At 66.9% G+C, this 12,682-nt stretch carries 7 protein-coding genes (1 of these 7 running past the window's edge); 3 read left to right on the plus strand and 4 right to left on the minus strand.

What is annotated here, in order from left to right; translation table 11 throughout:
* Positions 1-2: 2 nt before the first annotated feature.
* The 4 genes from AL072_RS14100 to AL072_RS35315 all read right to left on the minus strand — a co-directional run bounded on the left by AL072_RS14100 (position 3) and on the right by AL072_RS35315 (position 10,065).
* Positions 3-5,477 (minus strand): hypothetical protein, encoded by a 5,475-nt coding sequence (locus tag AL072_RS14100; protein WP_052710045.1) that lies wholly within the window; start codon positions 5,475-5,477, stop codon positions 3-5.
* Positions 5,477-8,452 carry a DEAD/DEAH box helicase gene (locus tag AL072_RS14105; protein ID WP_045582707.1) on the minus strand — a complete coding sequence of 992 codons (2,976 nt, stop codon included), beginning with the start codon at positions 8,450-8,452 and terminating at the stop codon, positions 5,477-5,479. The genes AL072_RS14100 and AL072_RS14105 overlap by 1 nt, the downstream gene beginning before the upstream one ends.
* Before the next feature lie 864 nt (positions 8,453-9,316).
* Complete coding sequence (locus AL072_RS14110; RefSeq protein ID WP_045582706.1) at positions 9,317-9,673, minus strand: hypothetical protein; 357 nt, start codon at positions 9,671-9,673, stop codon at positions 9,317-9,319.
* A gap of 98 nt (positions 9,674-9,771) precedes the next feature.
* Entirely contained in the window at positions 9,772-10,065 is a 294-nt protein-coding gene (locus AL072_RS35315) for a hypothetical protein (RefSeq protein WP_200909857.1), read from the minus strand.
* Between the two features lie 505 nt (positions 10,066-10,570).
* Between AL072_RS35315 and AL072_RS14120 the strand changes: the two genes are divergently transcribed.
* The 3 genes from AL072_RS14120 to AL072_RS14130 form a co-directional block, all read left to right on the plus strand.
* Positions 10,571-11,464, plus strand: a complete 894-nt coding sequence (locus AL072_RS14120) for a hypothetical protein (protein WP_045582704.1) — start codon at positions 10,571-10,573, stop codon at positions 11,462-11,464.
* A gap of 81 nt (positions 11,465-11,545) precedes the next feature.
* Positions 11,546-11,806 (plus strand): hypothetical protein, encoded by a 261-nt coding sequence (locus AL072_RS14125; RefSeq protein ID WP_045582703.1) that lies wholly within the window; start codon positions 11,546-11,548, stop codon positions 11,804-11,806.
* On the plus strand, positions 11,803-12,682 hold the 5' portion of the coding sequence (locus AL072_RS14130) for a recombinase family protein (RefSeq protein WP_060721716.1). The gene runs 293 nt beyond the window's last position; the window shows 880 of its 1,173 coding nt (coding positions 1-880); it begins with the start codon at positions 11,803-11,805; the stop codon falls past the right edge of the window. Before AL072_RS14125 ends, AL072_RS14130 begins: the two co-directional genes overlap by 4 nt.

Genomic DNA, 12,682 nt, shown 5'->3' on the forward strand with positions numbered 1-12,682 from the left:
CGTCAATCCTCCGCGTCGGCGGTGGCTGAGGGCGCGGAGGGCGTGGAGGATGCGGCGACGCCGAACCGGGCGGCGAAGGCGGCCCAGGCGCGGCGGTAGTCGTCCTCGCGGTCCACGCGGGTGAAGGGCGGGTGGAAAATCTTGGTCACGGTGGCGTTGCCGTTGTCCACCGGCCAGGACACGGTGATCGGGCTGGTCCCGTCATGGCTCAGGCGGGCGCTGCGCAGTTCCTTGGCGCCGGGATCCTTGCGCACGGTGTTGGGCAGGCGCCGCCCGCGCGCGTCGTATTCGTCGGCGTTCTCGTACTGGCGCATCACCGGGAACTGGACGCGGTAGATGGTCAGCAGTTCGTCCAGCGTCAGGTCCAGCGCCTGCGCCACCAGCACGTCGATCTCCAGCAGGGCCTGCCGCCGCGCGAAGTCGCTGCGCAGCGCGCAGCCGCGCTCCCACACCGGCGGCAGAGCGTCCCACGGCAGTTCATGCTCGTGCACGAGGCGCGGGTCGTCGTAGGCCCAGCCGTCGGCGCGCATCTCCCCGGTGACGTTGCGCTCCCACAGGGGGGCGTAGTGGTTCGTCACCGAGACGAGGCGGAGGGTGCGGGCGGCGATGAGGTCAGAGTATGGAGCCGAGAAGATAGGGAAATGCTTGGCGAGGCTTTGGTTGATATGCTGCTTCCCCATGGCCCGCACGGCGAAGTCTATCGGTACGGATAGGCTGCCCCCGGTGAAGTTCAGCAGGTCGGCCTCACGGAGAAATGTAATCGAGAAAACCGCATGAATATGCGACGGCCCAGGGGGAATGATCGCAGGAAAAATAGTCCGGTAATTCCCAACGAACCCCATTTCCCGGTTCACGTAGCGGAAATAGGAAGTCAATGGCCTGGGCAGCCGCTCAAGGTCGGGAAAAGCGTCTTGCTTCAACCTGACCGTGCTGAATAGTTTTCGAAACTCCTGTGAGCCTGGATCTCCATCGTTCTGCGTCAGCCAGAACACAGCGCTCTTGACGTCGCCCTCCGCCACGCAGAAGCAGGCATAATCCTTTGCCGTTCGTGCGCCGGGTGCGGTGGCATCGATGCCATGAAATCGCAACGACTCTCCACACAGCCGTTCCCAAAAATGAACTTCATCAATCGGAATGCGATGGAAACCGGGCAATGTCGACTTCGGCCATTCGTCGATGTTGTCCAAAAACTCACCTTGGTCGCCGTCCGCGTCACCAGGCCGGTATACGCTTCGGGGCAGGTAGGCATCCGGGATCGTGGTCAGGTCGGTTTCGTCGTAGTGGCTCCGCAATGTGCAAACGGTTCGCGGCGTCTTGCTGATCGCACAACCTGATGCAATGAGCGGCGCAGTCAGCACTAGTTCGTCGGCCGTCTTTGGTTGATTCGTTGGCCGTTCAGAGCGAGTGATGATTCCATCGCGCTGACAGTAGGTTTCGTCGAACATCGTAGTCGCGAAATAATCTCCTGCGAGATTTGCTAGCCTTTTTTCAATTAGCCCGATTTTCTCAAGCACAGTCAGGACTGGGCGGCCATGAATTTGGGCCAAACGTGCCTGGACGGACGCCGAATCCGATTCCTCGAACAATGCTGCCAGCTTCTGCAAGCTGTCTTCAGTGATCGTGACAAGGCGATCCGGGTGCCCCGCCGTTTCCCATTTTCCAGCGTCCGACTTGATGCCGGGCAACGGCGCGCCAGGGTGAGCGGGCGCACGGCACTTCATTATTGTTTCGGGATGGAACAGATTGAATACAGCATCGAATGCGATATCGCTGGCTCGTCCACCGTAGATATTGACGCTGAATGCCATGTGGTGATCGACATCCTGGAACAGCGCCAACTCGTTCTTGAACTGGTAATGCCCCTTCAGCCGCCGGTAATACGCCTCGCGGAACTTGCCGCCCTTCGGATCGTCGAACACGCCTTCCGGATGCAGCAGCCCGGCCACGCCCTCTTCACCCAGCAGGTCCCAGCTCTTCTCGATGAAGTTCTTGTAGAGGTTCGTCTGCACGCCGGTCAGATGCGGATACATCGTGCGGTCGTTCAGGAAGGCCGACACGCCCTCGCCCACCTCGAACACGGCGCGGTACTCGGCCTTCCGCTCCCCATTCTCCAGCAGCTTCGGGCGGGCGCGGTTCAGCCCCGCACTCTTGGCGCCGCCGACGCCCAGCGCCGGATCGAATTCGCACAGCAGCGGCGCGTCGTTCCAGCCCACCTTGATCCAGGGCGGATTGCCGGCCATCAGGTCGATGCCGCGCGGAACCGGCAGCCCGTCCACCGCCGGCCCCAGCAGTTCGGTGAAGATCAGTTCCCAATGGTGGAAATGCTGGCGCTCCGACACCTGCCGGCCGACGCGCAGGCAGGGCAAGGCCTCGCACAGCTGTTCGACATCCGGCAATTCGCCCTGGGCGGCCTCGAACAGCACCTCCAGGTTCATCTGCAGGCCCAGCTGGATCGCCAGCATGCCGCGCGCCTGCGTGCTGCCGATGTCGACGCCGCAGAGGATCTTCAGCCCGGCCAGCCACGCCGCGCGCGTCGGCAGCTCGTCGGTCTGGGCGATGGGCCAAAAATAGAAGGCGCACCAGGTGTCCATGATCAGCCGCAGGCGCTGGAAGGCGCCGGAGGTCTTCTCCAGCGTACGGCGGGTTTCCTCCTGCCGCTCCAGCGTCGGGCCGGGGCGCAGGGCCTCGTCGCTGTCGGACGGGGTGGGCCAGACGCTGGCGGTGCAGGCGGTGGCCGTCAGCGCGGCGGCGCGGTCGCGCGCGTATTGCGCCCACAGATCGTCGATGGCGGCGCTGATCGCCTTGGCGGCGGCGATCTCGTCCTCGCTCCATTTCTTCTTGACCTGGGCCTTCGTCCAGTCGGCGCCGAGCTTGCACTCGTCCGGCCAGAAGGACTTCATCAGCTTGTCGCGGCAGGCCGGGACCATGTCCTCGTCCCAGACCAGGAAATGGTAAATCTCGTTGGCCTGCCGCGCCTCGCCGGGCTTGAGCGTGCGCGGGGCGGCGGCGTCCTTGCCGTAATGGTCGCCCTTGCGCAGCTGCTCGGGGGTCCACACCGCGCGCCGGGCGCCGATCAGGCTGTTGCCGGCGCGCAGGCGCAGGCCGAACCAGGGAACGGCGCCGACGCGGTAGACGTCCGGCCGCGCCCCCTCCCCCTTGCGGACCAGCAGGCGGTGCATGCTGCCCAGCCACAGCGACAGGCCACCCAGCTCCACCGCCGTGGGGTTCAGGTCCACGCCATAGACGTTGCGGGTGGCGATGTAGTGCTTGACCCGCCGCAGCTCGTCGTCGTAACGGCCGGGTTCGATGCTGCGGCCGGTCTGCTCCTGCTTCAGCCGCAGATAGGCGTGGGCCAGCTGGTCGCACATCTCGTTGATGAAGGCGGCGGAGCCCATCGCCGGCTCGCACACCGTCAGCTCCAGGATGCGGTCGGCGTCGGCCGGGCCGAAATCCTTCAGCCGCTCGTTCAGCACCTCGCGCACGAGGCAGCGGGTCAGCACCTCCGGCGTGTAGTAGGAGGCGGAGTTGGCGCGGTCCACGCCGGTCAGGCGCAGGATGAATTCGCCCGGCACATATTCGCGCGGCTTGCGGCCCCGCCGCTCCAGCACGATCTCGCCCTCGCGGAACTCGCCGGCGCGCGACACCGGCACGAACCAGGTCTGGACATCGGCGGGGATGTCGTCGTCGTAGATCGCCTTGACGCCGCCGGGTCCGCCGCCCTCCGCGGCGCGGCCAAGCGCGAAGGTGGATTCGGCGGCCTCCCCGTTCCAATCCTCTGCGCCATCGCCGGGGATGTCTTCGGGGATGTCGTCGGGGATGTCTTCGGCGGCGTCGGTGTCGTCCGCCTCGTCCGCCGCATCCTCGTCCTCGGCGGCGGGGCCGGCGGCGCGCTTCTTGTCCAGCGCGCGGTGAACCTGGATCAGCCGCTCCGCCGCGAAGAATCCGCTGTAGGACAGCAGCCCTTCATAGACGGCGCCGAGTTGGACGATGCCAAGCTCCGCATAGTTGATGCGGCCGATGGACCTGCCCTTCTCGTCGGCACCGAGGCTGAGGGCGCGGATTACCCGCTGCAACCGGATGTTCGGCAACTCCGCGCGGTCCAGCAGCGGGGTGGCTTCCGGATCGAACAGGGTGGCGGTCAGCGGACGGACCATGAAGGCGCCGCCCAGCCCCTCGTCGGTCTCCATCACCTTGCGCCCGGCCTGATCGAGGCGAAGCTGGCGGGGGGCCACCGGGCCGTCGCTGAACATGGTGAGCTGTTCCGGCTTGACCGGTGCCCACGGCTCGGCCGCTTCGGCGGGGGCCGGCGCGCGGTTCGGCTGGAAGCCCTGGTGGATCAGGCGGAACAGCGTCTTCAGGTGCCTGTGGTAATAGGTGCCGTTCTCCGACTGCATCGGCATCTCGCCGGCATCCGCCAGATCGCGCAGCGCCTCCAGGCTGTAGCCCAGGCGATAGACGTCGTCGTTGATCGGCAGGATGCCCAGCTCGCCGCCGCGCGCCTCGGCATACAGGCAGAACAGGATGCGGTAGACGAAGACCAGCGCCTCGTGGCGCAGATGGTCGGCCGTCACCTCGCGCCCGCCGCCGGGCAGGTCCGGCTCGCCCTGCGCCAGGGTGGTGTAGGACAGCTTGCGTGCCCGGCGGTGATCGACCCAGCCGTTGCACACCTCCTCGATGGCGCGGCGCACCGCACCCTGGAGCTTGGCGGAAACGCCGTGGGTGAACTTGTGGCTCTGCCCCTCCAGCGTGTCGTGCAGGACGGCAGCGGATTCGGAGTCCGGGCACAGGGTTTCGACCGACAGCAGCGCGGCGATGGCCTCGAAGGAGGCCGGCTCCTTGCGGCCGAAGGCGTCGTCGAGGTCGAAGCGCAGCCAGCGCCCCTGGGCGAAGGTGGAGCGGTCGAACAGGTGGATCAGCGATCCCGACAGCAGCAGCACCCAGCGCGGGCTGTCCTCCTCCCGCAGCAGGCGGCCGACCGCCTCGCCCCAGGATGCCTGCAAGTGGCGCGTGCCGTCGGGCGCGGCGCCGCCGGGGACCTCTTCCTCCAGCGGTTCCTCGCTGCCCCAATCGGCCGGCAGGGCGGCGTCGGGCAGGCAGAAGGGCGTCTCCGCCGCCACCAGCCACGGCTTGCCGTAGCGGGTCAGCCGGCACAGCACCGGCAGCGCCGCCTTCTCCGCCACCAGCACGAGCGACTCCGGTGCCGGAGTGTAGCCCAGCGCGCGGAGAAGGACATCGTGCCAGCCGGCCAATTCCGGCTCCGTCGTGGCGGCGCGATGGGCTGTCACGTCATGGTCGAGCGCCTGGGCCTTCGCCTTGAAATAGGTGTCGCCCAGCGCCTGGAGCCGCCGCGGCACGCCGCGGCTGCCCAGCTCCCGCCACGCCTTCACGGCGCCGGCGATGTCCTTGACGAACTGGTGTTCCAGGTAATGGGCGGCGTAATACTCGCCCACATTGTTGACGGAGGTGTCGAGCGGCATCAGCGCACCCCTTCGATGGCGAGGACCAGACGGGTGGTGGGGTGGTCTGCGGCCTCGAAATGGGCCCGACGCCAGTTCTGCGCCCGATCCTTCACGTATTTCTCGCTCTCTTCCAGGTCCTGGCGTTTCTTGATGGCGGCGGCACCGGTCGGGTTCAGCTCCGCCAGTTCCTCCTCGATCCGCGCGCGCCGGCGCGCCAGCCAGTTGTTCAGGCGCTGCTCCTCGCGCTCCAGCAACGGCTTCACCTCGGCCTGACGCTCCCTCCGGCGGTTGGCCAGATAGTCGAGGCTCTCATCGACCGCCCCTTTGACGAAGCCGCGCAGCAGCGGTTCCGGCAGGGTGCCGTGCTTTCCGGTGTCGGCGAGATCCTTGAAGCCGGCCGCCTCCAGCGCCGTGTGCAGGGGGCGGATGGCGCGGCCGCCGCCCTTGGACATGACGACGGCGTGGGCATCGACGATCAGCGGCGTACCGGCACGGGAACTGACCTGACCGATGAAGCAGAAGCACATCTCGCCCTGCGGCAGGTAGGGGGAGGCGATCATCGGCGCTTCGCCGCGGGGCATCAGCATCATCAGCCGCTCCGCCAGCCAGCGGGAGACCGGGTGCAGCTCGGTCAGAAGCAGCTCCTCGCTCCACTGGCCGCGCAGGTTGCGGGCGGCGCGGATGGCGAGATCGACGCGGCCGGGATCGACGGTCAGGCGGAAGCGGCGGTCGTCGGTCCACGCCTCTTCGGGAATGGCGGTCGCACCGAAGATCACGTCACGCCCGGCCTCCGGATCGCCCAGGCGCCTGCGCAGGTCGGCCGGCGGGGTCAGGACCACCTGCTTGCCCGTCTTCTCGATGGGATGATAGCTGCGGTCGCCGGTCTGCTGGGACAGGTAGGCGTAGCCCTCCTCCAGGAAAGCGGCCTCATCGTACAGGCGGATGCGCGACGCGTCGCCGGGGGCGGCCGGGGCCGGCTCGGCCGCATCGGCCGGGACCGGGGGGGCCGGAGCGGGCTCGTCGTCACCGAACAGGTCCGCCAGATCGTCCATGGCGTCGAGCGACGCCTTGCGGAGCAGCGCCTCCATGGATTGCGCCTCGGCCACGGCATCGTCGCCGGCCGCCGGTTGCTCCCGGTCGAAGAGGTCAGGGTCGCCGGCCAGCAGGCCGCGTTCGGCCACGAAGGTCTCTTCCCCGTCGGCGTCATAGATTTTCAGCACGCTTTCGCCGCTGCGCGCCGTGCGGTTGATCTCCTCGACCTTTTCGATCAGGCGCTGGAAGATCGCGCCGTCGCCCTGCAGCTCGCCCGCCTGCGTGCGGACCATGAGGTAGCGGATCTCCGGCGTATGCGTCTGGCCGAAGCGGTCGATGCGGCCGTTGCGCTGAATCAGCGTGATGATCGACCAGGGCAGGTCGTAATGGATGATGTGCCAGCAGTGATGGTGCAGGTTGACGCCTTCCGACGCGACGTTGGTGGCGACGAGGAGGCGCATCGCGGCGGTTCCCGTGCCGAAGGCTTCGACCGTCCGGCCCAGCCACACGTCGGACATGCCACCGTGGATGGCGGCCATCACCTGGCCGGGCTGGTCCTCCTGCCGTTCGGACCAGGGCAGCTTGAACTCGGCGGCAAGCGCGCGGGTCAGCGCCTCCTGCGTTACGCGGCTTTCCGTGAACAGCAGGACACGGGGGCTGGCTGGACCGCCGTCCCAGCCAATGCGGCGGAGCTGGTCGACCAGCAGGCGGTAGCGGGTGGAGCCGGTGATGGACAGCGTCTCCAGCGCCCCCCGCAGCCCGTCCAGCGCCGCGATGTCCGCCTCCTCCCCCCGCTTGCGCTGGAGCGTGCGCAGGCTGGTCTCGACCATCGAGCGGCAGGCTTCGGGACTCGACAGGAAGCTCTTGTACAGGCCCCAGCGGACGATGGCGTTGCGGTCGCCCTCCGCCCCGTCGCGCCGCAACCTGGCGAGGCGGTCGTACACGGCCTCTTCCCGCTCGTCGGCATCGGCGGTCGTCTCGGCCAGCGGGACGACATGGCGGGCGGCGAAATCGTCACCGGCCTCCGCCCGGATGTCCTCCTTGAAGCGCATCAGGAAGAAGGGCTTGATGTCCTCCGCTGTGTACTGCCGGTACTTGGGGTCCGGGATCGCCGAAGGGTCGAGCAGGGCAATGAGGCGCCCGAATGTCTCCTTGCGACCGTTGTGGGGCGTGGCGGTGGTCAGGATCATGCTGTCGGCACGGCGCGACAAGAGGCGGGCCAGCCGATAGCTGTAGTTGCGGTCGGGGTTGGTGGCGCCGGCAACGTTGTGCGCCTCGTCGATCACCACCACATCCCAGCGGGTGTTCTCCAGGAAATGGCGATAGCGCCCGACGTCCTTCAGCGTGTCCATGGAGACGATGATGCGATGGTAGACCTCGAACGGGTTCTTCGAGGCGGGGATGCGCAGCCGCAACCGGGCCAGGCCGGTGGAATCGAGGCGGACCAGTGGAATAGCGAAGCGGTTCCACAACTCGGACTGGAATTGGGTCAGCATCGACTTCTTGGCCAGCACGAGGATGCGCGCGGCACGGCCGCGGCGAATCATCTCCGCCAGGATCATGCCGACCTGGATGGTCTTGCCCAGGCCAACCGCGTCGGCCAGCAGAAGCCGCGGCCGCATCTGCCGCAGCGCCTTCTCCACCGCCTTAACCTGGAACGGCATCGGCCGGAAGGCGCCGATGCCATCCACATCGGGATGGGCGGCCGTCAACGGCATCTGTCGCAGCTGCGCTTCGAGAAACAGCTTGGCCTTCTGGAAGCCGTGGCTGCTGTCGCGTGTCAGGCGGGTGTCCCGCGGGTCAATGGGCTGGACATCGTCGAGGTCGGTCACGAACGCCGCCTCGTGCCCGCGCACCATCTCGTCCGCACCAAGGCAGTAGGCAATCTGCGACCCCGTCGCAACGTTCAGGCTTTCCGCCTTGGTCACCAGCCACTCGGCATCACGGCACAGTACCCGCATACCGGGCGTCAACAGGGGGGCAGATCGCGCGGCCATGGGAGTCCTAAGGTGGCGGGAACGCAGATGGGCGGGGTCGCGAGCTTGCCAAAATCCCGCCAGCAATGCAACCGACAGTGATTGTATGCTTGGCTTCGTTAACCCGACTCAAGACCGAGCAGGACGTGCCATTCGTCCCATACTCTCGTGTCATTGCGCATTTGGCACCACGCGGGTAATTTACTGAACAAAGGAAGATTGCAATGCATTACCCGGCACAGGTTGATGCATCGCCCCAATAGGCGCAATGGCGACCGCGCGGAGAAGAAAGGCGCCGCCGGGTTTCACACCCGCCTCAGGCGCCACCCTACCGCCGTCCTCCCACCCTTCCACTTGCCGGCAGAGTACCGGCGCCGGAAGAGGCTGTCACACCCCGAACTCCACACCGACCGGCGAGCCGTCTCCGGTCTTCCCTGGACGCAGGGCGCATCTTCGACGCCGCGGCGAGGATCGGCAAGGCTGGTAACCTGGAACCTCAAAATTTCGCGCGCGATCAAAGGCTTGCGGATTGACCATGGATCGGCAGGCACATCGGCAGAATTCTGGACCCTGTTGTGAAAATCAGCAACCGGGCCAAGGGGTTAGCGGATTGGGCGATCGGCAGATGTTGAACGGAGAAGCGGGACAGCTCGGCTGGATACTCCCGGTCTCGCCGGGATGGCGGCCCCTTCCGCCAAGTTCTGCATCCGTTTGCATTCGGGACCAGCAACGTGCCCTGCCGAAAAGAAAGCTCCCTGCCCCATGGGTCGAGGCAGGGAGCTCGTATTAGGAGCCGGAACGCGGTGGGTCCTTATAGCGGAACCCGCCGTAACGCTCCGGTGCCCCCACCTACTGCGCAGCGCCCTTGCTCACGAGATGGACACGGATGACTGGGCGGTCGAAACCGCGGAGCAGAAGCAGGCCGGCGTCAAGAGCCGTGTCGAGGTCTTCTACGATGTCGAAGATGTCCTGCACGGTCAGGGAAAGTCGGTAGCCCATCGCTTCCGCTGCCTGGACGATCATGTCCAATTTCCGCCGCTCGGCGGCGCCGCGCTGCCCGCAGGCCCAGCGCTGCAGGGTTTCCTGAAGCCAGTCCACGAACTTCATGGTCGCCGCGCTCTGTTCCGCCGGAATCACACGGATGATCGCGTCGTCCTCGATGCACGCGGCCAGGGCTGCGCCGCTCCGCACTGGGGTGGTCATCATTGCCGGTCGTCCTGAGTTGCGACCGCCCGGTGTGGCGGCCCGTAGGGCAGCCGCCACACCGGGTGGACGCAACGCCGACGCGCTCCGACCGCTGCCTGTCACCTCACATACTCGTCACGGATGCGGGGCTTGGACGGCTGGAGAGGCTGCAGGGCGACGCCACGCTGCCGCGCAACCCTTGCAATGTGGTGAACGCCCGACTTGCCCGTGAAGTCCGCAACCGCCGACACAGGATCCTGCCCCTTCGCCGCCCACGCCTCCCGCAGGTCGGCGCCGATGGTCAGACCGACCCCAGCCTGGTAAGCGGCCGCTGCGATGACGGTGCGGAACCGGCCACCGGACTGGTAGGCCGCCGACGCTCCGGCCTTCGCGCCGGCGCCACGGGAGAGCATGCCCTGTTCGATGCGAAAGTATCCCAAGTCCGCCACGGCATCGGCACCTCCCCGCAGTCGTCGTCGATCCGGCAACCGGCCCCGGCCGGCCCCGGAGGCGTTGCGGCCCGCCGCAACGCCTAACTGCACACTTCTTCGCTCGAGGCTGCCCGTAGCGAGGGCCGGAGGTCCGACGCCCGGGCAGCTTGGTTCAGAAGGAAGCGTATGGAGGGTTCCGCCCCGCCGCATCGGGCGCCGGGCAATTTTCTGCACCGCCTGGGTGAAATGGTGGACCTGAGCGGCCCGCAGGCGGAGGGGTGGGATCGACGTGGTTGGCGACGGTAACACCGGTATCAGGTGTCGCTACCCGGTAGCGCTACCGCGGTATCACCTCACAATCGGCCGGCTTGGACCGGAACCGTCAAGATTCCGTCGCCGCAGCCCTTTCCTGGCATCGCAACTCATCCAGATACTCAGCCGGCCGACGGCACGGCCGCCCAAACCGTAGTCCCCGCAGAGGTTCTGGATGTCCTGCTCCCAGCCCACCCATCCCCTGATCACGCACGAGTCCGTCTCGGAAGCGGTCAGCAAGATCGTGTCGAAGGACCACGCCTATCCGTCATACCGCCGCATCCGCGCCGAAATTGGCGGGGGTTCCCTGCGCGACGTATCGCGCTTCATCCATGACATCAGGAAGACCGCCCCTCACCTCTTCGTCATTCAGAAGGGCGCGGTCAGCGCGTCGCGCGATGCGTTCGCAGGAGGGCCGGTCGACGTCCAGTCCTGCGCCGCGGCCGAGCAGATGCGGCGTGCCATCGACGGCACCTTGACGGCCTTCATCGCGTCGATCGACGCCCTGCGGCAGGAGGAGAGGCTCCTCGCCGCGGAACAGCACACCACCGCGCTGGCAGCCCTGCAGAGTGAAAGCGCTGCTTGCCGGAGCGAACTTCACGCTCTGACGACCGAGATCGCTGAACAGGAGCAGGGCTACGAGGATCTGGCGCAGGAGCACGACCGAATCATGGAAGACCGCAACCAGCTGGCGGTGACGGTCGCCCAGCAGAACGCGGCGCTGACCCGGATGTCCGCGGAGATCAAGGATTGGCAGCGGCAGGCGGCGGACGCGCAAGCCGCTGTGGAGACCGTGAACCGCCTTCTGTCGGAAGAAAAGGCTGCCCTCCTGCGCTCCGTGCTGCAGCTGGACCAGCTGCGTTCTGAACTGACCGCCAAGCGTCAGGTGGAGCAGGCGCTGGACGAAGCGCGCCGCGAGAACGCCCGCCTGCGGGGGCGGCTGGAGGTTCTGGAACCGTTGGCGGCGACGCTCGCGGCATCCGCCCATCGTGAAGCCGGTGGCAAGGTGAAGCCCGGCAAGCAGGGCTCGCTGGGGCTGCCGGCCATGGCCGCGCCGCCCGATTCCTGACCGCACCGATGACCGGGTTGGCGTCGGCGACGCCGATCTGCCGCTGTGTTTCCGCTTCTGCCACCATCGGACCATATCGTCATGGCCGCTCCCACCATGGACTTTCCACCCGTGACCCACACCACCGACTCCACCGCCGCGACGACGGCGCCCGCTGTCCAGCCGCCCCAGCAGGAGCCGCGGGCCGCTCCGCTCGAGAAGCTGCTCGGATTGGCCCGCATTCTGGCGCGCCATGAGATGCGCCGGCGGCCGTCCCAGGCCGGCTTCATGACGTTCGCTGCCGCCCTCGCCCTTGTTCTTCTCGCCGCCCTGATCGCGTTCTCCCTGAAGGCCCTGCGATGACCGTCCTCCACCACCCCCGACTCCGTGCCGTGATCTACGCCCGCTACTCGACCGACAAGCAGCGCCAGGAATCGATCGCCGACCAGATCGAGCTGTGCCGGCGTTACGCCGTCCAACAGGGCTGGGAGGTTGTCGACACCTACACGGACGCGGCGATCAGCGGCGCCTCCCGGCACCGCCCGGGCTTTCTGAAGCTGGTGGATGATGCCGGGCGCCGCCGCTTCGATGTCGTGGTGTCGGAGGGCATCGACCGTCTGGGCCGACGGTTGGCGGACACCTCCGATCTCTATGACCGCCTCAACTTCCACAATATCAAGCTGTACACGCCGCACCTTGGCGAGATCACCACGCTCCACATCGCCATCATGGGCATGATGGCACAGGTGCAGCTCAAGGAGACCGGTCAGAAGACCCGACGCAGCCATCTCGGCCTCGCCAAGGAGGGACGTATTCCCGGCGGCAAAGCCTATGGATACGACGTCGTCGACGGCGACAAGGCAGGTGGCGGGTACCGCCGCATCAATGCGGACGAGGCCGCCGTTGTCCGCCGCATCTTCACGCTGTACGCCGACGGCATGAGCCCCCGCGCCATCGCCCGCCTGTTGAACGATGAGAACGTTCCAGGCCCCAGGAGGAGAAAATGGGTCGATACCACGATTCGCGGACAGGTCGCCCGCGGGGCCGGTATCCTCAACAACGCCAACTATGCCGGCGTTCTGGAATGGGGACGTTGCGAGTTCGTCAAGGATCCGGGCACCGGCAAGCGCGTCGCCCGCATCAACCCTCAGGCAAAGCGGGAGATTGTCGAAGTCCCCGAGCTGCGCATCATCGACGACGTTCTGTGGAACCGCGTCAAGGCGCGACAGGAGGCGGTTG

Source organism: Azospirillum thiophilum (genome assembly GCF_001305595.1).
Lineage (GTDB): Bacteria > Pseudomonadota > Alphaproteobacteria > Azospirillales > Azospirillaceae > Azospirillum > Azospirillum thiophilum.

Excerpts from the sequence above, each read along its gene's own strand:
- AL072_RS14100 (WP_052710045.1), bottom strand. The coding sequence starts at position 5,477 with ATGCCGCTCGACACCTCCGTCAACAATGTGGGCGAGTATTACGCCGCC.
- AL072_RS14105 (WP_045582707.1), bottom strand. The coding sequence starts at position 8,452 with ATGCGGGTACTGTGCCGTGATGCCGAGTGGCTGGTGACCAAGGCGGAA.
- AL072_RS14110 (WP_045582706.1), bottom strand. The coding sequence starts at position 9,673 with ATGATGACCACCCCAGTGCGGAGCGGCGCAGCCCTGGCCGCGTGCATC.
- AL072_RS35315 (WP_200909857.1), bottom strand. The coding sequence starts at position 10,065 with ATGCTCTCCCGTGGCGCCGGCGCGAAGGCCGGAGCGTCGGCGGCCTAC.
- AL072_RS14120 (WP_045582704.1), top strand. The coding sequence starts at position 10,571 with ATGTCCTGCTCCCAGCCCACCCATCCCCTGATCACGCACGAGTCCGTC.
- AL072_RS14125 (WP_045582703.1), top strand. The coding sequence starts at position 11,546 with ATGGCCGCTCCCACCATGGACTTTCCACCCGTGACCCACACCACCGAC.